Here is a 21,008-nt window from a genome sequence, read left to right as displayed (position 1 = left end):
TAATATTGCCGTCACGGCGGAACTGTTAATAATGCCGCGAATTCACGGCTGCTTCGCCGTGATGCCGTCGGCACATCAAGCCGGCGGAACGGTTTCGGAGGAAAGCTAAAAAATGTCCGATGTCCATGTCCACCGCGTCCAGCCGGCGTGGAAGAAAAACGCGCTGATCGACAACGACACCTATCTCAAATGGTATGCCGACAGCGTGAAGAACGCGGACAAGTTTTGGGGCAAGCACGGCAAGCGCATCGACTGGTTCAAGCCCTTCACCAAGGTCAAGAACACTTCCTTCGACGGCAAGGTCTCGATCAAGTGGTTCGAGGACGGCCAGACCAATGTTTCCTACAACTGCATCGACCGGCATCTGAAGAAGCGCGGCAACCAGACCGCCATCATCTGGGAAGGCGACAACCCTTACGATGACAGGAAGATTACCTACAACGAGCTCTATGCGCATGTCTGCCGCTTCGCCAATGTCCTGAAGAAGCACGGCGTCAAGAAGGGCGACCGCGTTACCATCTACATGCCGATGATCCCCGAAACGGCTTACGCGATGCTTGCCTGCACGCGTATCGGCGCCATCCATTCGGTCGTCTTCGGCGGCTTCTCGCCCGATGCGCTGGCCGGCCGCATCGACGACTGCAAGTCGACCATCGTCATCACCGCCGACGAGGGCCTGCGCGGCGGCAAGCCGATTGCGCTGAAGGACAACACCGACAAGGCCATCGACATCGCCGCCAAGGCCGGCACCAAGGTGGAAAAAGTGGTGGTGGTGCGACGCACCGGCGGCAAGACCGGCTGGGTGCCGGGCCGCGACGTCTGGTACCACGATGAGGCCGCGACCGTTAAGGCCGACTGCAAACCCGAGAAGATGAAGGCGGAGGACCCGTTGTTTATCCTCTACACATCGGGCTCAACCGGCAAGCCGAAGGGCGTGCTGCACACCACCGCCGGCTATCTCGTCTATGTTTCGATGACGCACCAGTATGTCTTCGATTACCATGACGGCGACATCTACTGGTGCACCGCCGATGTCGGCTGGGTCACCGGCCACAGCTACATCGTCTATGGCCCTTTGGCCAACGGCGCCACGACGCTGATGTTCGAGGGCGTGCCGAACTACCCGTCGCAGTCGCGCTTCTGGGAAGTCGTCGACAAGCACCAGGTCAACATCTTCTACACCGCGCCGACGGCGCTGCGCGCCCTGATGGGCGCCGGCGATTCCCATGTGAAGAAGACCTCGCGCAAGTCGCTGCGCGTGCTGGGCACGGTCGGCGAGCCGATCAATCCGGAAGCCTGGGAGTGGTATTTCAACGTCGTCGGCAACGCCAAGGTGCCGATCGTCGACACATGGTGGCAGACCGAGACCGGCGGCATCCTGATCACGCCGCTGCCGGGCGCCACCGACCTTAAGGCCGGCTCGGCGACACGGCCCTTCTTCGGCGTCAAGCCGCAGCTGGTCGATGGCGAAGGCAAGGTGCTGGAAGGCGCGGCCGACGGCAATCTCTGCATCACCGATTCCTGGCCCGGCCAGATGCGCACCGTCTATGGCGATCACGACCGTTTCGTGCAGACCTATTTCTCGACTTACAAGGGCAAATACTTCACCGGCGACGGCTGCCGCCGTGACGCCGACGGCTACTACTGGATCACCGGCCGCGTCGACGACGTCATCAACGTTTCAGGCCACCGCATGGGCACGGCGGAAGTTGAATCGGCGCTGGTCAGCCACGACAAGGTCTCGGAAGCCGCCGTCGTCGGCTATCCGCACGATATCAAGGGTCAGGGAATCTACTGCTACGTCACGCTGATGTCCGGCACGACGTCGAGCGAGGATCTGCGCAAGGAGCTTGTCGCCCATGTCCGCAAGGAGATCGGCGCCATCGCAACGCCCGACAAGATCCAGTTCGCGCCGGGCCTGCCCAAGACCCGTTCAGGCAAGATCATGCGGCGCATCCTGCGCAAGATCGCCGAGGACGATTACGGCGCGCTCGGCGACACCTCGACGCTCGCCGATCCGGCCGTGGTCGACGATCTCGTTGCCAACCGGCAGAATAAAAGGGCCTGATGAACGCGCAGTCCGCACTCGGCACCGTCAGCCAGCTATGGCGCTATCCGGCGAGCTCGCTCGCCGGCGAGCGGCTGGACACCATCTCCGTCGGCACGTCGACTGTCGACGGCGACCGGCTGTTCGGCCTGGTCGATGCCTCGGATGGCGAGATCGCCAGGCCGGACCGCGGACCGAAATGGCACAAGGTGCCGCTGATCCGCACCCGGCTGACCGAAGACCGCCGGCTCGAAGTGGCTGTGCCCGGCGGCGACTGGCTGCCGGCGCCCGACCCGGAAAGCGACCGGGTTCTTTCCGGATTTCTTGGCTTCGACGCCTCGATCCGGCCTTACTTCCGCGAGCACGCGCCGGGCTATGCCGGCTCGCTGACGGCCGAGCGATACAGCAGGACGCCGATCCATCTGCTCACCACCGCCTCGCTGGCGCGGCTGAAGGCGCTGCATCCGCAAGGCGTGCCAGATTCGCGCCGCTTTCGCCCCAACATCGTCGTCGACATGGAGCCGGTGGAAGGCTCCTTCCCGGAGACGGAATGGCTCGGCCGCAAGCTCGCGATCGGCGATCTTCTGCTCACGATCTCCGAGCCCTGCCGCCGCTGCGGCTTCACCATCATCGCCCAGGACGGCTTCGACAACGACCCCGGCATCCTGCGCAACCTGGTCCGCTACAACGCCCACAATATCGGCGTTTATTGCACCGTCGACCGGCCGGCACGCGTCGAGATCGGCGCGGAGGTGCGGTTCGCCTGACCCGCCTTTGTCCCTACCGATACAAATCCTCACGCGTCGGCGGCAGGCCGCTTGGTCCGCGCGCGCGCTTGGTGGCGACCGTCTGGAAAATCTGCGCCGAGGCGCGTTCGAAGGCGATCGAGCAGCCGGTGAGATAGAGCAGCCATAGCCGAGCTTTCGCCTCGCCGACCTCGGCGATCGCCTCGTCGAAGCGCGCATGGAGACGCTCGGCCCACAGCCGGCAGGTGCGCTGATAATGCTCGCGAAGGTTCTCGACATCATGGACGAGGAAGCCACGCGCCTCGAGATTGCCGAGCGTCATGCCGATCGTGTCGAGCTCTCCACCTGGGAAGATGTATTTGATCAGCGCCTTGTATTCCGGACCCTTGCGCAACGTCTTGCGGATGTCGCCCTTGCTGCGCCTGGTGATGGCGTGGTGCAGATAGACGCCGCCGGGCTTGAGCAGACGATGGACGGCCGAAAAGTAGGCGTCGTGATTGGCGATACCCAGATGCTCGAACATGCCGATGGACGATATCTTGTCGAACGTGCCGGAGAGCTCGGCGTAGGATTTGATCTCGATGGTGATACGGTCCTCGAGACCCTCGGCGCGGATGCGCTCGCGGGCAAGCTCCGTCTGGGCCCGCGACAGCGAGACGCCATGGCCGACGACGCCGTAATGCTTCGCCGCATGGATCAGCATCGCGCCCCAGCCGCAGCCGATGTCGAGCAGCCTTTGGCCGGGCTTCAGCCTGAGTTTGCGGCAGATATGGTCGAGCTTGTCGACTTGCGTCTGGTCGATGCCGTTGGCGAAATCCTTGAAATAGCCGCAGCTATAGACCATGCGCTCGTCAAGGAAGAGCCGGTAGAAGGCATTCGAGATGTCGTAGTGATGCTGGATCGCTTCCTTGTTCGACCCGCTGACATAAGGGTTGCGGCCGGAGAGATCGCTGCGCGCCGTCATCTGTTTTCGCGAGAACAGCACCACCGGCAGGTCGCGCAGGATCTCCAGCTTGGGCAATGATCTGAGCTTCGTCTTGAGCTTGCCCTGCGAGGGCACGGCGTAGAAGTCGAACAGCGTGCCCTCTTCGATGTCGACGGTCTTGGAAATCCACATCTCGACAAGCGTCGAGAAGGCGGGACGCCGCACCAGTTGCCAGACGATGTCCTGATCGTTGATGGCAAGCACCGGACCGCCGGCGGGCCCGATCCGCTCGCCGGTCCAAAGCCTGACCGCAAAACCCGGCTTCAACGTCTCGACGACCCTGCGTACGATCCGCGCGGCTCTGTCGGCGGCGTCCATTCCCACCTCCCATACGGCCAACCCGACCCTCGAGCGCCACTGTCGTCCACCGGCCCGTCGACCGCAATCCCGATCTGTTGCGCAAAAGCATCGCGCGAGGATGATCCTCGTCCGGAGCACGGCCATTCCGTCGCGTCATCTTGTGTTTTGCCGCGACGCACCCCATCATTTGGCTGTGTTCAACAAACCGAAAGGAGGTGATCCGATGTCGAGTGATTTCGTTTTCCATAACGTGAGCTCAGCGGATTGCACTTCCGGGAAGCAGTCTTCCCGTTAAGGCGCGAGACGCGCGGCAGGTGACCCGAAGGGGTCGCCGCCAGGAGCCGCGTCATGGACGGAAACACGGAAGGCCGCCTGCTTCGTCAAGAAGCGGCGGCCTTTTCCTTCTGCGGGCTGACCTGTGGATCAGCGATTGATGGTGAGCTTCTCGATGTTGCGGGTGATCTGATCGAAGGCATCTGACAGTTCGGCGCCTGTGGCGGCCTCGTAAAAATGCTTCAGCGACGACGTGTCGTCGGTCGCACAGTCCTTCAATACGGATCTCGCTTGATCCCTCTCGATCGTCGTCATCGACGGATCGTTGAGATCGAAGCCGATGGTGAAGACCTCTATGCCGTCGTGCTTCATATTCTCGCAAATGGCTTCGGCATTGGCGCGCGACCTCCGGCCCTCGTCGTCGGACGCGGACGTGCCGCGCCCGCGGGCAAAGGCGGTGTTGAACTGGCCATCCGTCATCAGGATGGCGATCTTTGCCACTTTCTTCGGATCGAAATTCGCCGGACCGGCGCCCAGGCGGGCATCGGCGATGGCCGAACGCCAGGACGGCGAAAGCATGTAATAGCCCCATTGCGCGGCAATGCCACCTGCCGTCACGCCCGCAGCTTGGAAATGACCGATGGCCGTGAGCAGCTTGTTCTGATCGGCCGTCAGCGGAACCAGCGCCGCGGATGGACACACTTTCATGCGGTAGTCGCGGTTGACCTTGGCCTCATAGGTCCTGCCATTTTTGTCCTGCCGCAGCGTATACGGGCCGTCGGACGAATAATCGGCATAGCCGTCCTTGTCCGTGCGTTCAGTGGCGCATTTGTCAGGCGCGGTCGTCACGGAAACGGCAAGCGGAGCATCGATCGGCGGCGGCAGCTTCGGTCCGGTCGACGTCTCGACGAAGACGGTGTCGGCGAGGCCGCCAGTGTTGACGGCCTCGGCATAGGGGACGATCGCCACCCGGACCCGGGGCTCGCTGGGATCCCGGTTCTGTCCCAAGAGATCCTTGACCGTCTGCGACGCGGCTGCCTGCAGGTCGCCGATCTTATTGGTCTTGGCGCGCTTGTTGGCCGCCATGGAGCCGGTGATGTCGAGCATCATCGCCACCTCGATCTTCTTGTCGGAATAGAGCGCGGTAGTCGAGGCGCCGACACGCTGCATATCGCCAACGCTGAACAGCGGAAAATAGAGGCCGACATCGGCATGCGCATTCACCTGCACGGTCTTCGATGTCCTGTCGATGGTGAGCTTGTCGAGCACGATCTGGTCGGCCTGCAAGATGCCGGCCGCGCTGTTGGCGTCGAGAAATGCCTGTACCGATGCGTTGGCATCGGCTTCCTTGATGATGCCTAGGGTGAGATCGCGTGCCGTCGAAGTCACAGCGGCATCGACGACGCTCTGCAGACTCCCCAGCGCCAGCACCGATGCGGCAGCCCCAAACAGAACCGCGAAATTGCCTCCGCGATCCCGCGCAAAGCCGTCCACCCCACGAGCGAGACCTTTCAACTGCCGCATCCTCACCCCCGCCTGCTGCGGCTTCGGTGCCGCTCAACGGAAGCGCTGCAGGATTTCGGCCAGACACGGCCACCCTTCTGTTCGAAGGCGCGGAGCGACAGTTAACTCATTGTTTTTGCTGGAACACGGCAGACAGGAAGGTGAATGGCGGGTAAATGGAAACGCAATAGGGAAATGCCGTTAATAAAGCGCTTACCATGAGTGGCGGAGCGATTGCGGCCCTTCCCGCTTCGGCACAGGGCGCCCTGTGCCAAAGCGGGTCAGCGCTGGTGCTGGCGCCGCAGTGAAACAGCCGCCTGGCTTAGGCGAGCATCTGGGCGCTCGCGGTCCTGTCGATGCCGTGATGCGGCGGCTTGAACAGATTGCCTTGCTGCTCATAGGTCCACACCTTGAACAGGGTAAGCCGATGCGGGCCGAAGCTGTGCAGCAGCGGCACGTCGGTGGCGTCGCGGCCGCGCGCGATCACGACGCGGCCGATCCTTGGACGATTGTGGCGCGGATCGAACGCGTACCATTTCCCGTCGAGGAACACTTCCATCCAGGCTGAGAAATCCATCGGCGCCGGATCGGCCGGCACGCCGATGTCGCCGAGATAGCCGTTCACATAGCGCGCTGGAATGTTCATCGCGCGGCAGAGCGCGATCGCGAGATGCGCGAAGTCGCGGCAAACGCCGACGCGCTCCTCATGCGCCTGCGCCGCCGTGCGGGTGGCGCGGGCATAGCCGTAGCCGAACGAAAGCCGGCTATGGACATAGTCGACGATCGCCTGCGCGCGCGCCCAGCCGGGCGGCAGGTGGCCGAACAGCTCCCAGGCGAGGTTGCTGAGGTGATCGGTTTCGCAATAGCGGCTGCCGAGCAGGTAGACGAGCACCTCGTCCGGCAGCTCCGCCACCGGCATTTCGCGCGCCAGCGTGTTGATCTCGTCGGCCTCGCCGCTGTCCTCGACCACCCCATCAAAGAGGATGCGGAAACCGCCGGCCGGCGCCGTGAAGCGGCGGCAGATATTGCCATGGGTGTCGCGATAGGTGGTCGTCGGCACCGAAGGCGAGGTGAGAAAGCGAGTCTGCCGCTTGATGTCGGCATGGCGATCCGGGTGGATGTCGAGAAGCGCGATGATCGGCGTCGCGGCATCGCATTCGATGGCGATTTCGTAGCCGAGCCTGATCAGCATCACTTCCCCTTGTTGGTGGTCTTGCCCTTGTTGGTGGTCTCGCAAGACTGGTTGGAGAACGCCGCAATGAGGAGCGTTGTTCCGGCGGCGAGTCGAAATGCCGGCATGCGCCTTTGCAGGCTCCACTTCGGAGGTTAGGATAGCGGTGCGTTTCGCGCTCCCCGAAGACGATTCCCCCAGGATATGCGATGTTCCCAGGCAGAAAGTTCGCCGCTTTCCTTTTCGACATGGACGGCACGGTCCTCAATTCGATCGCCGCGGCGGAACGCGTGTGGACCAAGTGGGCTCGCCATCTCGGCCTCGACGTCGCGAGCTTCCTGCCGACGATCCATGGCAAGCGCGCGATCGAGACCATCGCCGCGCTGAAGCTTCCTGGCGTCGATCCCGTCGTGGAAGCCGATGCGCTGCTCAAGGCCGAGGCGGCCGACCTAGAGGGCATCGTTCCGATTCCGGGTGCTGTGGCGTTTCTCAAGTCGCTGCCGCCGGAGCGCTGGGCGATCGTCACCTCGGCGCCGCGGGAACTCGCGCTGCTGCGTATGGCGGCGGCCGGCATTCCGGTGCCCGCCATCATAGTCTCGGCCGAGGACGTCACCCGCGGCAAGCCGGCGCCCGACTGTTTTCTTTTGGCGGCAAAGCGTCTCGGCGTCGAGGCGCGCGAATGCCTCGTCTTCGAGGATGCCCCGGCCGGCATCGCCGCGGGCGAAGCCTCCGGCGCCTCGGTCATGGTGATCAGCGCCACGCATGTCCATCCGGTCGTGACGCAGCACGCCAGCATCGCCACCTACGATACGCTCGGCGTCGCCACTGACGACAATGGCTGGATGATCATCGAGCCGCAGCGCGACGCGGCCTGATGCATGTCGCGGTGTGCAGCGGTTTTGCGAAGACGACAGCACGAACAATGACTTAAAGCGCGTCGCCTGAATCCGCTTCAGCGCGACGCGCCTTGAGTGTCATTAAAAATCAGTGGCCAGACCCTTCACCTCCCAGTCGCCGTAGCGCCCGGGTTCCTTGCCGCCGCGTCCGCCGAACTCTTTCGGCAGGCGGGCTTCCGCCTCGCGGTATGCCTTCCGCCTGGCTTCCGCTTCCGCCAATGCGCGTTGCGCCTCAGGCGACAGCGTCCTTTGCGGCTTGGCGCCTTCGGTTTTGTTGGGTTGATCGGTCATGCGATGCTTCCTGCCGATTGAAACGGGGACCAGCCTTTCCCATCATATAGCCATGACAATGGCAGGATCGACCCCTATTCGCCACCACGCCAGACGGAAGAGACGATGAATACGCTTCGCACCGCCATGCTCCTTGCTGCGATGACCGCGCTGTTCATGGGCGTCGGCTTTCTGATCGGCGGCACCGGCGGCATGGTGATCGCCTTGCTGTTGGCCGCCGGCATGAACCTGTTCAGCTACTGGAATGCCGACAAGATGGTGCTGTCGATGAACCGCGCCATCGAGGTCGACGAGAGGAACGCTCCCGAATATTATGCGATCGTTGAGGCGCTGGCCAAGCAGGCCGGCCTGCCGATGCCGAAGACCTATCTGATCGACAGTCCGCAGCCGAACGCCTTCGCCACTGGCCGCAATCCCGAAAACGCTGCTGTAGCCGCATCGACCGGCCTGCTGGAGCGGCTCAGCCACGAAGAGGTCGCGGCGGTGATGGCGCATGAACTTGCCCATGTGCAGCATCGCGACACGCTTACCATGACGATTGTCGCGACGCTTGCCGGCGCGATCTCGATGCTCGGCAATTTCGCCTTCTTCTTCGGCGGCAGCCGCGAAAACAACAATCCGCTGGGCTTCGTCGGCGTGCTTGTCGCCATGCTCGTTGCGCCCTTTGCCGCCATGATCGTGCAAATGGCGGTGAGCCGCACCCGCGAATACGAGGCCGACCGGCGCGGCGCCGAAATTTGCGGAAATCCGTTGTGGCTCGCCTCGGCGCTCGACAAGATCGCGCGCGGCGCCGAGCGCATTCCCAATCCGGATGCCGAGCGCAATCCGGCGATGGCACATCTGTTCATCATCAATCCGTTGCACGGTGAGCGCATGGACAATCTGTTCTCGACCCACCCGAGCACAGAGAACCGCATCGCCGCCCTGCAGCAGATGGCGCGCGAGATGAGCGGTGCCGCCCAAGCCGCGCGGCGCGAAGCCCCTGCGCCAGGCCAGCCGGACGAGCCGCAGGCAGGACCATGGAGCCAGCCGGCCGAGCCGGAGCGGCCGAAGCCCAATCCCTGGGGTCGCAACCCGACCGGCCCCCGCGGCACAGGATCCAAAGGTCCGTGGTCGTGAGCGGAGCGAAGCGCCGACCGCAAACCCAAGGCAGAGGTGACGCAAGTGCGAGCGAAACGGTCGCCGGCCTCGCGGCGCGCAAGGCGGCCGCCCGCCTGCTTGCCGCCATCATCGATGCCCATACCCCGCTCGACGGCCTGACCGACAACGAGCACGGCCACCCGCAATACAAGGCGCTCGACCAGCGCGACCGCGCATTGGTGCGCGCCATTCTGGTCACGGCGCTGCGTCACCGCATGACCATTGCCGGACTGCTTGCAAGGCGTCTGGAAAGGCCGTTGCCGGCCAACGCCACCGTGCTCTCGCACATCCTGCACGTGGCCGCCGCGCAGATCCTGTTTCTCGACATCCCCGACAGCGCCGCCGTCGACCTCGCCGTCACCCACGCCAAGTCCGACCCACGCACGCTGCGTTTCTCCGGTCTCGTCAACGGCGTGCTGCGCTCGCTGGCGCGTGCCAAGGGCGCCGAGCTGGCGCCGACGCTCGCCGCGACGACCGAGGCGCCCCAGTGGTTCGCAGACCGACTGGCCACAGCCTATGGCGCCGCCAGGGCGGAGGCCATTCTTGCCGCCCATCGCCATGAGGCTCCGGTCGATTTCACCGTTAAAACCGACCCTTCGCTCTGGGCGGAGAAGCTGGGCGGCATCGTGCTGCCGACCGGCACGGTGCGCGTCGAGAAGCTGCAGACCGGCGTCACCGATCTGCCCGGCTTCGCCGACGGCGCCTGGTGGGTGCAGGATGCGGCGGCAGCCCTGCCCGCGCGCCTTTTCCGCGACATCAAGGGACAACGCATCGCCGATCTTTGCGCCGCGCCCGGCGGCAAGACGGCCCAGCTGATCCTCGCCGGCGCGAACGTCACCGCCGTCGACAGTTCAAAGAACCGGCTGGCCAGGCTGGGTGAGAACCTAAAACGCCTCGGCCTTTCGGCCGAACTGGCGCACACCGACCTGCTCGACTACCGGCCGGCGGAGCCGTTCGACGCCGTGCTGCTCGACGCGCCCTGCTCCTCGACCGGCACCGTGCGCCGGCATCCCGACGTGCCGTGGACCAAAACCATGGCCGATGTCGAGAAGCTCGCCACGCTGCAGCGGCGCCTGCTCGCTCACGCCGTCACTCTCGTCAAACTGGGCGGACGGCTCGTCTTTTCCAATTGCTCGCTCGACCCGATCGAGGGCGAGGAGCTCTATCGCGTCTTCCTTGCCGGAACTCGCGGCGTGATCGCCGATCCGATCCAAGCGGGTGAATTCGCCGGCCTCGATCCCTTCCTCACGCCCGATGGCACGCTGCGCACCACCCCCGCCGATTTGGTACTGAATTCACCGGGGGTTTCGGGACTCGACGGCTTCTTTGCCGCCCGGATGAGAAGGACGATTTAGGACGTTATTGCATAAATCTTGCCGACTTTTTTAGCGACGCCCAGGTCATGGCCGCGTGAAGGGGTTCACTTCGTGGAATCCGCCTTCGCATAAGTTCTTGAATCATATAAGCTTGTGCTTAGGGGCTGACGACTATCAGGAGGGGTTTTGGCACTTGCTGCCGGCAGCACGACGCGTCTTTGGACGCTTGTCGCGAGGGAGTTCTGGCGCAAAACGCGCCGGCGCCTTCGTGCCGGTCCTATCTATCGCTGGCGTTATTCCGGCCGCACGCCCGAGCGCGTCCTCATCGCGCCGCCGGATCTGAGGCTCGCCGACCCGCAGATTGCGCTCGAAATCTACTATGGCCGCTATCCGCTGTCCGGCCACATGGTCGAGACCGGCGGCAAATCGCCTTTCCAGATCAATGTGCCCAACCGCGGCTGGCAAAAGTCGCTGCACGGCTTCCGCTGGCTGCGCCATATGCGCGCTGCCGGCACCGAGCTCGCCGCCGCCAATGCTCGCGCCCTGGTCTCGGACTGGATCGTCATGCACGGCAACCAGATATCGGGCGTCGCCTGGGAGCCTGGCACGACAGCCAAGCGGGTGATTGCCTGGCTGCAGCATTCCTCGGTCGTGCTGCAAGGCGCCGAATTCCCGTTCTACCGCGCCTTCCTCAAATCGCTCGCCATGCAGATCCGTTATCTCAGATCGATGGCGCGCGAGATGCCGGACGGCAAGGACAGGCTGCGCGCTCGCATCGCGCTCGCCTTCTCCACCCTGTCGCTACCCGCGCCGGCCTCGGCGCTGCGCGCCGCCACGCGCAACCTGGCCGAGGAGCTCGACCACCAGATCCTGCCGGACGGCGGTCACATCTCGCGCAACCCGATGACGGTGCTGGAATTGCTGGCCGACCTTCTGCCGTTGCGCCAGACCTATGCCAACCAGGCCGAGGCGCCGCCGCCGGCGCTGATCAATGCCATCGACCGCATGCTGCCGGCGCTGCGCTTCTTCCGCCACCAGGACGGCAGCCTTGCCCGCTTCAACGGCATGGGCGCCACCATCCACGATCGCATTGCCACCATCCTGCGTCATGACGACACGGTCGGCGCGCCGCTGCTGCACGCGCCCCATTCCGGCTATGAGCGCCTGTCGATGGGCGGCGTCACGGTGATTGCCGACACCGGCCTGCCGCCGCCTGTCGACATCTCCAACGCGGCGCATGCCGGCTGCCTCGCCTTCGAGCTTTCCTCCGGGCGCCAGCATTTCATCGTCAACGCAGGCATCGACACTTATGGCGCCGCCGAATTCCGGCCGCTCGCCCGCGCCACCGCCGCGCATTCGACCGCCACCGTCAACGACACGTCCTCGGCGCGCTTCAGTCACTCGTTGCGGGTCAGCGACCTACTCGGCTCGCCGCTGATCGGCGGCCCGCAGCACGTGCCCTGCAAGCGCATCGACCAGAAGGGTGTGCAGGGCTTTGTCGCGCGCCACGACGGCTATGCCGCGCGCTTCGGCTTGCTGCACGAGCGGGAGGTGAAGCTGGCGGAGAACGGCAATGTGCTGACCGGCCGCGACCGCTTCCTTCGCCCCGGAGGTGCGGCGATCCGCAACAATGGCCGCGATTTCGTCACCGTGCGCTTCCATATCCATCCCGACATCGGCCTGCTGCACGACGAGCAGGGCCGCCTGACCCTGGCGGCCTCCCAGGGCGACACCTGGGTGTTCACTTGTGCCGAAGTGGCGCCGGAAATCGAGGAATCGATCTATTTCGCCGGGCTCGGCGGACCGCGCCGCAGCCGGCAGATCGTGCTTGCCTTCAAGGCCTCGGAGATCGCCGAGGTGCACTGGCAGCTGACGCGCGCCGCCGTCGCCGGCTATCCCGAGAACAACTGATTCGCGGCCAAGGAACCCGAGTTGCGCGCTTGATTTCCGAGCCTCATATGCTACGGCCCGCGAACGTTCCCAACCAGCCTTGAAAGGCCGCCAGCCATGGCCGTCCCCGCCAAGAACATTCCGGCGCCCGACCTCGTTCCGATTCGCCGCGCGCTGCTTTCTGTTTTCGACAAGACCGGTTTGATCGACTTTGCCAAAGCCCTTGCCGCCGCCGGCGTCGAGCTGGTCTCCACCGGCGGCACCGCGAAGGAGATCGCCGCGGCCGGCCTGGCCGTACGCGATGTTTCGGAGCTGACCGGCTTTCCCGAGATCATGGACGGCCGCGTCAAGACCTTGCATCCCTCAGTGCATGGCGCCCTGCTCGGCGTGCGCGACGACCCAGAGCACGCGAAAGCGATGCACGACCACCACATCCAGCCGATCGACCTCGTCGTGTCCAACCTCTACCCGTTCGAGGAGGTCCGCCGCTCTGGCGCCGGCTACGCCTCGATCGTGGAAAACATCGACATCGGCGGCCCGGCGATGATCCGCGCCTCGGCCAAGAACCACGCCTATGTCGCCATCGTCACCGACCCTGCCGACTATGCCTCGGTGCTCAACGCGCTCGAGATGAATCTCGGCTCGCTGTCGCTCGATTTCCGCAAGAAGCTGGCGGCGAAGGCCTTTGCCCGCACCGCGACCTACGATGCGGCGATCTCCGGCTGGTTTGCCGACACGCTCGAAATCGAGCATCCGACCTGGCGGGCCTTTGGCGGCCGTCTGGACCAGGTGATGCGCTATGGCGAGAACCCGCATCAGGGCGCCGGCTTCTATCTCTCCGGCGACAAGCGCCCGGGCGTCGCGACCGCCAGGCAGCTGCAGGGCAAACAGCTTTCCTACAACAACATCAACGATACCGACGCCGCCTTCGAGCTGGTCGGTGAATTCGATCCGACCCGGTCAGCGGCGATAGCCATCATCAAGCACGCCAACCCGTGTGGTGTGGCCGAGGGCGCGACGCTGAAGGCGGCTTACGCCAAGGCGGTGGCCTGCGATCCGGTTTCGGCCTATGGCGGCATCGTCGCCATGAACCGCATCCTCGACGCCGAGGCAGCGGAAGAGATCGTGAAGACTTTCACCGAGGTCATCATCGCGCCCGATGCCACCGACGAGGCCGCGGCGATCATAGCGGCGAAGAAGAACTTGCGCCTTCTGGTCACCGGCGGCCTGCCCGACCCGCGCGCCGCCGGCACGGTTGCCAAATCGGTCGCCGGCGGGCTGCTGGTGCAAAGCCGCGACGATGCGGTGGTCGACGACCTCGAGCTCAAGGTGGTGACGAAACGCGCGCCGACTCCGGCCGAGATGGCCGACCTTAAATTTGCCTTCCGCGTCGCCAAGCACGTCAAGTCGAACGCCATCGTCTATGTCAAGGACGGCTCGACCGTCGGCATCGGCGCCGGCCAGATGAGCCGCGTCGATTCCTCGCGCATCGCCGCCCGCAAGGCGCTCGACGCTGCCGAGGCGGCTGGCCTGGCCGAGCCGCTGACCAGGGGTTCGGTCGTCGCTTCCGACGCCTTCTTCCCCTTCGCCGACGGCCTGCTGTCGGCCATCGAGGCCGGCGCCACGGCAGTGATCCAGCCCGGCGGCTCGATGCGCGACGAGGACGTGATCGCCGCCGCCGACGAGCACGGCATCGCCATGGTGTTCACCGGCGTGCGGCACTTCAGGCATTGAGGGCCCTTCTTCCCTTCTCCCCTTGTGGGAGAAGGTGGATCGGCGCTTAGCGCCGAGACGGATGAGGGGTGTTCCAGCTTGGCAATGCGCTTGAAATTGCCGCCGCCTCATTCCGTCCAGCACCCCTCATCCGTCGCCTTCGGCGACACCTTCTCCCACAAGGGGAGAAGGAGAGCGCTATTCCACCGGCTTGTCCGCCGGATATGGCGTCCTGACCAGGATTGCCATGCCGAGGCCGAGGAACAGCGCGATCACCGCCATGCCGAGCCGTGCCGAGCCGCTGGCCAGCGTGATCGTCGACACCAGGAACGGCGCCAGGAAGCTCGTTGCCCTGCCGGCCAGCGCGTAGATGCCGAAATAGCGGCCGGACTCGGCGGCCGTGACGCTGCGCGCCATGTAGGAGCGCGAGGAGGCCTGGACCGGCCCGAAGGCGAGTCCGATCAGCAGGCCGTAGAGGATGTAGGCCTTTTCGGCCGCGGTGCCGAAGAGGCCGCCGGAATCGGTGGTGGGCAGCTGTATTAGGCCGAGCAGCGTGAAGCCTGGCCCGGTCGACACGACGCCGATCGTAGCCAGCAAAAGCAGCATCAGCGCAATCATCACCACGGCCTTCGATCCGAGCGCGGTGTCGAGGCGCGCGGCGATCCAGCAGCCGAAGATCGCGACGACGTTGAGGATGATGCCGAACATGCCGATCTCGGTGATCGACCAGTTGAACATGCCGGCGGCGAAGGTGCCGCCGAGCGCCAGGAGCGCGTTGACGCCGTCCTGATAGATCATGCGGGCGACGAGGAAGCGGAAGATGCTGACGCGCTTGCGCACCTCGAAGAGCGTGGACTTCAATTCCGACAGGCCCTCCCGCACCGCCGGGCCCATTGAAAGCCCCTTGATGGCGTCCGGCGTGAAGATGAACATCGGCAGGATGAACAGGAAGTACCATCCGGCCGACATCGGCCCGGTGAAGCGCGCGTCCTCGCCGAGCTTAGGATCGAGCCCGAACAGCGGGTCGAGGCCGATGATCGTCTTGCCGGTTTCCAGATTGCCGGCCAGGAACAGCACCACGAAGATCAAGGCCACCATGCCGCCGAGATAGCCGAGCCCCCAGGCGATGTTGGAGATCTTGCCGATATCCTCCTTGGGCACTAGGCGCGGCATCATGGAATCGTTGAAGACGGTGGAGAATTCCGCGGCCACAGAGGCGAGCGAGAAGAGCAGCACGATCAGGAATAGGCTGGAGCCGGGCGCGGCGAACCAAAGCAGCGTAAGGCTGATGATCTTGACCGCCGCGAAGGAGGCGATCCATGGCTTGCGCGGCCCGGTCTGGTCGGCAATCGAGCCGAGCACCGGCGAAAGCACCGCGATGACGAGACCCGCGGCAGCGATGCCGTAACCCCAGGCAGCCTGCCCGGTTGTGGCGTCGCTCGCCATGCGCGAGACGAAGTATGGCCCGAAGATGAAGGTGGTGACGACGGTGAAGAAGGGTTGCGCCGCCCAGTCGAAGAACATCCAGCCCCAGATGCCGCGCCCCGTTGCCCGCTGCACTGCTACTTCGGCCATGTCCCCTCCGGCATCGTCCGCCCGCGACCCGCGCATGTCTGCATGTTTTCGGGCGGCGATGCAAATGAACAAGCACGGCGCCGCCGCTCAGTGGCTCGCGCGTTTCCACTCCGCGTCAGCGGGAACAAGAGCGCCGGCCGCGACCTCTTCCTTCTGGGGAAGTCGCACCTCAGGTCCGCATGGGGGTCGGCGCTGCCTCCCGACCCGCTGCTTCGCAGCGACCCTCCCCGCAAGGGGCAGGGTAAACCTACATCCCCGTCAGGTCGCTCATCAGGCCGGACGCCACTGACAGCCGAGACACGGTGATGTCGCCGCCTTCGGTCAGCGCCTGCAGCCGCTCGCGGATGCGCCCGACCTGCTCGCCGCCGGCTTCCAGCCAGGCCGCCACCGGATCCGCCGCCTTGCCGTGGCCGGTGAGCGCCGCCACCGCGATGCCGCGCCTTGCGGCGCCGATCGTGTCGGTCGCGCGCGACAGCGCCAGCTGGTCGTAATAGTCCGGCGGCATGATCGAGCGCGCGGCCTCCTCGACGCGAGGGATGCGAAAAGCGTCGCTGACGGCGAAGAAGGCCCTGGCGGCGCTGACGATGTCGGCATTGGCCGTGCGTGCGGTGAGCGCGATGTCCGGGATCAGGTCGCTCACCTCGGCCAGCGCCAGCTTTTCGGCAAGTTTGTCGGGCGCGCCGCCCTCAAACAGGTCATGGCGCCGCGCCTCGATCCGCTCGCGTGAGAAGGCCGGCAGCAGCGAGATGAGCTTCGGCTCCAAAGCCTTGCGCGCTTCCTGCAAGTCGGCGATGCGCTGGCCCAGCGGCGCGGAGGAGAGGTCGTTCTTCAGGTACCAGCCGCTGGTCATGAAGATGAGCCGGCTGACTGCCTGGTAGAGATCGAGCTGCGTCTGGCCGTCGATCTGGTTGTCGAGGGCATCGATCTCCTTGTAGAGCGAAGGCAGCGCGAAACCGTCGCGCACCAGGGCGAAAGTGCGCACGACGGCGCCCGCTGTGCGGCCCGTCGCTTCCTGCAGCCGGTTGACGAAAGACGGCCCGCCGCGATTGACGAGATCGTTGGCGACGACGCGCGCGATGATCTCGCGCCGCAGCCGGTGGGCACGGATCTCGCCGGCGAATTTCTTCGCCATCCGCTCCGGGAAATAGCCCATCAGATCGCGGTCGAAATGCGGATCGTCCGGCACGTCGCTGGCGACGATGTCGGAGAAGAGCACGATCTTGGCATAGGCAAGCAGCACGCCGAGCTCGGCCCTGGTCAGCGGCTCGCCGCGAGCCTCGCGCTCGGCAAGCGCCGCCGGCGAAGGCAGCGTCTCGACGGCGCGGTCGAGCAGGCCGCGCGCTTCGAGCGCCGTCATGAAGCGCGCCTGGTGCGCGATGTCGGCCAGCCCGCGCTTGCGCGCCAGCGACAGCGCCAGCGTCTGCTGGTAGTTGTTGGAAAGCACCAGCGTGCTCACCTCGTCGGTCATCTCGGCAAGCAGCTTGTTGCGCGCCGGCCGCGCCAGCGAGCCTTTGCGCATGGCCGACGCCAGCGCGATCTTGATGTTGACCTCGACGTCCGAGCAGTTGACGCCGCCCGAATTGTCGATGGCGTCGGAATTGCAGCGGCCGCCCTTCATGCCGAACTCGATGCGCGCCCGCTGCGTGACGCCGAGATTGGCGCCCTCGCCGATGACCTTGGCGCGCACGTCGAGCGCGGTGACGCGGATGGCGTCGTTGGCGCGGTCGCCGACATCGGCATTGGTCTCGCCGGAGCCCCGGACATAGGTGCCGATGCCGCCGAACCACAAAAGATCGACGGGCGCCTTGAGGATGGCGTTCATGATCTCGACCGGCGTTGCCGTGGTCTTGGCGAGGCCGATCGCGGCGGCCGCCGCCTGCGGCAGCGTTATCGACTTCAGGCTGCGCGAGACGATGACGCCGCCTTCCGACAGCTTTGACTTGTCATAGTCCTGCCACGACGAGCGCGGCAGTCCGAACATGCGCTGGCGCTCGGCCAGCGAGGCCGCCATGTCCGGGTCGGGGTCGATGAAGATGTCGCGGTGGTCGAAGGCGGCGATCAGCTTGGTTGCCGGTGACAGGAGCATGCCGTTGCCAAACACGTCGCCCGACATGTCGCCGACGCCGACGACCGTGAAGGGCTCGGTCTGGATGTCGCGGTTCATCTCGCGGAAATGCCGCTTCACCGCTTCCCAGGCGCCCTTGGCGGTGATGCCCATCTTCTTGTGGTCGTAGCCGGCCGAGCCGCCGCTGGCGAAGGCGTCGTCCAGCCAGAAATTGTGCGTCTCCGAAATGGCGTTGGCCGTATCGGAGAAGGTCGCCGTGCCCTTGTCGGCGGCAACGACGAAATAGGGATCATCCTGGTCGCGCCGCACCACGCCGGCCGGCGGGATGATGCCGTCGACACCGATATTGTCGGTGATCGAAAGCAGGCTGGAGACGAAATTCTTGTAGGCCGAAGTGCCGGCCTCGAAGATCGCGTCGCGGCCGGCGCTCATCGGCAGTTTCTTCGGATAGAAGCCGCCCTTCGCGCCGACCGGCACGATGACCGCGTTCTTGACCTGCTGCGCCTTGACCAGACCCAGCACCTCGGTGCGGTAGTCCTGGGCGCGGTCAGACCAGCGCAGGCCGCCGCGCGCCACCGGGCCGAAGCGCAGATGAACGCCCTCGACCTCCGAGCCGTAGACGAAGATCTCGCGCCAGGGGCGGGGCGCCGGCAGCCCGTCGACCGCCTGCGAATCCAGCTTGATCGCCAGCGACTGTCCTTTGTCTTTCGTATCGGCAACGAAATGATTGGTGCGCAGCGAGGCTTCGATCAGGTTGAGATAACGACGGATGATGGTGTCGTCATCAATGTTGGGCACCTCTTCCAGCGCGTCCTTGATCTTGGCCTTGAGGTGCTTGGCGGCGACCACGCCCTCGGTCTCGGCCGTCGGGCCAAGGCGGGCAACGAACAGCTGATGCAGGCCGCGCGCGATCTCCGGATAGCGGTTGAGCGCGGCGGCGATGAAATCCTGGCTCTGCGGGATACCGGCCTGCTGCAAATAGCGGCCGTAGGCGCGCAGGATCGTGATTTCGCCCGACCAGAGACCCGCGGTCTGGGCAAGGCCGTTATAGCCGTCATTGTCGACGTCGCCGCGCCAGACCGACAGGAAGGCATCCTCGAACAGCGCACCGTCGCCGAGGTCGATCGGCTTGCCGTAGCTGTTCTCCAGCTCCATGTCGTGGATGAACACCATGCCGGAGGCTTCGTCGCCAACCTCGAAGGTGCGCTCGCTGATGACGCGGAAGCCGATATTCTCCAGCACCGGCACGCGCCGCGACAGCGCCACCGGACTGCCGTGGTGATAGATCTTCAGCGCCGCCTGGTGCGGCTTCTGGTCGGCATGGCGGTAATAGTCGATGGCGATTGGATTGGCCGCATCGATCCTGGCGATGCGTCCTGCATCGGCCAGCGCCACGGCTGGCGAGAACGAATCGCGATAGCTTTCCGAAAAGCGCGAGGCAATTGCCGTAAGCGTTGCATCGGCGCCCGATTCCGACACTGCTTCGCGCAGCGCATCGTCCCAGGTGCGCACGATGTCGCGGATCGCTGCCTCTATCGTTGCCGGCTCGACCTTCGGCGTCTTGCCGCCGGAGCGGCCGATGACGAAATGCACACGCGCCAGCCCGCCTTCTGGGAAGGCCGGATAATATGCCGACAGCCGGCCCTGAAATACTGTCTTCAGGTAGGTGCCGATCTTCTCGCGCACGACGCTGTCGTAGCGGTCGCGCGGCACGAAGACGAGAATCGAGACGAACCGGTCGAACTGATCGACCCGCACCAGCGCCCTGACGCGCGGCCGTTCGATCAGTCCGAGGATGGCTTCGGCGTGCTTCCTGAGGATCGGCACCGGAACCTGAAACAGCTCGTCGCGCGGATAGCTCTCCAGCACGTTGATCAGCGCCTTGCCGGAATGGTCATGTGGATTGAAGCCGGACTTGGCGATGACCGTCTCGGCCTTCGAGCGCAGATAGGGGATCTTCATCACCGAACGCGTGTAGGCGGTCGAGGTGAACAGGCCTACGATGCGCAGCTCGCCTGAAAGCACGCCCTTGGCGGTGTAGGTTTTGACGCCGATATAGTCGAGATAGATGCGCCGGTGCACCAGGGACTTGGCATTGGCCTTGGTGACGATCAGCGGTTCCGGCCCATGCAGGAAGGCGCGGATCTCCGGCGTTGTCGACACCGCCTCGGTGCCGCGCCTGAGAACCAGGACGTCGGGATCCGCGAGGATGCCGAGGCCGGGTTTGTCGGCGCGCTCCAGCATGCCGCTCTTCTCGCCGCCGGTGTAGTTGAACTCGCGCATGCCGAGGAAGGTGAAATTGTCGTCTCGCAGCCATTCGAGGAAGGCGATCGCCTCGGTGACATGCGCCTTGTCGAGCGGCACCGGCGCGTAGCGGAATTCCGAGATGGCCTGATCGAGCCGGGCAAGCATCGGCTTCCAATCGGCGACGGCGGCGCGCACCTGGTCCAGCAGCTTCTTCAGGCGGCCGGCCAGGGCTTCGGCCTGATCCGCCGAAAGGCGGCCGATATGGACGTGGACGACGCTCAGCCGGTCATGGCTGGTTTCGCCCTTGACGGAGCCGCCGTCTCCGAGGATCTCCTCGATGCCGCTCTTGCCGTGCCGGACGACGATGACGGGATGGGTGACCAAAAGCGGCTCGCCGGCGCTCTCGGTGATCTCGCCGAGGATGGAATCGAACAGGAACGGCATGTTGTCGTTGACGACGGTGATGACCGTCATCGGCCGGCCCTGGCGCGTCACGCCGGAATCCACGTCTATGGCAATGATGCAATCGCCCTTTCTGTGCCTGACGACCGCCCGGCCGGCGAGATCGGCGGCGCGTTCGAGGTCGGCGACGTCATAGGCGGCGATGTCTTCGGCCGGCGTGCGGGCGAGGAGATAGTCGGCGAGCCTGCCGGGCTTTTCGCCTGCCCTTGCCGCGCCTCCTTTTGCCGGACTGGTTTTTTTCGGCTGGCTTGCGGTTTTCAGGCTGGCCATGATGTGAAGTCCCTCCCGTCACATGCTTTTGGGTCTATGGTAGCAGATGAGCGCTATTTGGCGACAAAGGTTTGACGACGCTTTAAGAAAATCGAACCGACGCTCACCCTGCGAGGAG

The 21,008-nt window shown here is 64.9% G+C and carries 13 protein-coding genes; 7 read left to right on the top strand and 6 right to left on the bottom strand.

Annotated elements, in window-relative coordinates; translation table 11 throughout:
* Nucleotides 1–112 precede the first annotated feature (112 nt).
* Nucleotides 113–2,068 (top strand): acetate--CoA ligase, encoded by a 1,956-nt coding sequence (gene acs / locus EJ078_RS16435; protein ID WP_095799711.1) that lies wholly within the window; start codon nucleotides 113–115, stop codon nucleotides 2,066–2,068.
* Entirely contained in the window at nucleotides 2,068–2,814 is a 747-nt protein-coding gene (locus tag EJ078_RS16430; protein WP_095799710.1) for an MOSC N-terminal beta barrel domain-containing protein, read from the top strand. The genes acs and EJ078_RS16430 overlap by 1 nt, the downstream gene beginning before the upstream one ends.
* Nucleotides 2,815–2,827: 13 nt before the next feature.
* Here the strand turns inward: EJ078_RS16430 and EJ078_RS16425 are convergent, their stop codons facing one another.
* From EJ078_RS16425 to EJ078_RS16415, 3 genes are all read right to left on the bottom strand, one after another.
* Nucleotides 2,828–4,096 (bottom strand): cyclopropane-fatty-acyl-phospholipid synthase family protein, encoded by a 1,269-nt coding sequence (locus tag EJ078_RS16425; protein WP_208720739.1) that lies wholly within the window; start codon nucleotides 4,094–4,096, stop codon nucleotides 2,828–2,830.
* Nucleotides 4,097–4,501: 405 nt separating this feature from the next.
* Nucleotides 4,502–5,875 carry a pilus assembly protein gene (locus EJ078_RS16420; RefSeq protein WP_127403764.1) on the bottom strand — a complete coding sequence of 458 codons (1,374 nt, stop codon included), beginning with the start codon at nucleotides 5,873–5,875 and terminating at the stop codon, nucleotides 4,502–4,504.
* A gap of 301 nt (nucleotides 5,876–6,176) precedes the next feature.
* Entirely contained in the window at nucleotides 6,177–7,046 is an 870-nt protein-coding gene (locus tag EJ078_RS16415) for a transglutaminase family protein (protein WP_127403765.1), read from the bottom strand.
* 188 nt (nucleotides 7,047–7,234) lie between these two features.
* Between EJ078_RS16415 and EJ078_RS16410 the strand changes: the two genes are divergently transcribed.
* The gene (locus tag EJ078_RS16410; protein ID WP_127403766.1) at nucleotides 7,235–7,900 is read left to right on the top strand and encodes an HAD-IA family hydrolase; all 666 of its coding nucleotides are present in this window, start codon (nucleotides 7,235–7,237) and stop codon (nucleotides 7,898–7,900) included.
* Between the two features lie 102 nt (nucleotides 7,901–8,002).
* On the opposite strand, the gene EJ078_RS16405 is transcribed toward EJ078_RS16410, so the two are convergent.
* Nucleotides 8,003–8,212 carry a DUF1674 domain-containing protein gene (locus EJ078_RS16405; protein WP_067324941.1) on the bottom strand — a complete coding sequence of 70 codons (210 nt, stop codon included), beginning with the start codon at nucleotides 8,210–8,212 and terminating at the stop codon, nucleotides 8,003–8,005.
* A gap of 105 nt (nucleotides 8,213–8,317) precedes the next feature.
* Between EJ078_RS16405 and htpX the strand changes: the two genes are divergently transcribed.
* From htpX to purH, 4 genes are all read left to right on the top strand, one after another.
* Nucleotides 8,318–9,331, top strand: a complete 1,014-nt coding sequence (htpX, locus tag EJ078_RS16400) for a zinc metalloprotease HtpX (protein ID WP_127247289.1) — start codon at nucleotides 8,318–8,320, stop codon at nucleotides 9,329–9,331.
* Nucleotides 9,322–10,707, top strand: a complete 1,386-nt coding sequence (locus EJ078_RS16395; protein ID WP_245458849.1) for an RsmB/NOP family class I SAM-dependent RNA methyltransferase — start codon at nucleotides 9,322–9,324, stop codon at nucleotides 10,705–10,707. The genes htpX and EJ078_RS16395 overlap by 10 nt, the downstream gene beginning before the upstream one ends.
* Nucleotides 10,708–10,854: 147 nt before the next feature.
* A complete protein-coding gene (locus EJ078_RS16390) occupies nucleotides 10,855–12,579 on the top strand; it encodes a heparinase II/III family protein (RefSeq protein WP_067324937.1) in 1,725 nt (574 codons plus the stop codon).
* Nucleotides 12,580–12,675: 96 nt separating this feature from the next.
* The gene (gene purH, locus EJ078_RS16385) at nucleotides 12,676–14,292 is read left to right on the top strand and encodes a bifunctional phosphoribosylaminoimidazolecarboxamide formyltransferase/IMP cyclohydrolase (RefSeq protein WP_208720738.1); all 1,617 of its coding nucleotides are present in this window, start codon (nucleotides 12,676–12,678) and stop codon (nucleotides 14,290–14,292) included.
* A gap of 177 nt (nucleotides 14,293–14,469) precedes the next feature.
* Here purH and EJ078_RS16380 read toward each other — a convergent pair whose 3' ends face one another.
* Both EJ078_RS16380 and EJ078_RS16375 read right to left on the bottom strand, forming a co-directional pair.
* A complete protein-coding gene (locus tag EJ078_RS16380; protein ID WP_127215285.1) occupies nucleotides 14,470–15,846 on the bottom strand; it encodes an MFS transporter in 1,377 nt (458 codons plus the stop codon).
* A gap of 247 nt (nucleotides 15,847–16,093) precedes the next feature.
* Entirely contained in the window at nucleotides 16,094–20,890 is a 4,797-nt protein-coding gene (locus EJ078_RS16375) for an NAD-glutamate dehydrogenase (protein ID WP_127215286.1), read from the bottom strand.
* Between the last annotated feature and the right edge of the window lie 118 nt (nucleotides 20,891–21,008).

This window comes from Mesorhizobium sp. M1A.F.Ca.IN.022.06.1.1, assembly GCF_003952605.1.
Lineage (GTDB): Bacteria > Pseudomonadota > Alphaproteobacteria > Rhizobiales > Rhizobiaceae > Mesorhizobium.
This window is presented reverse-complemented; position numbering and strand designations above follow the sequence as displayed.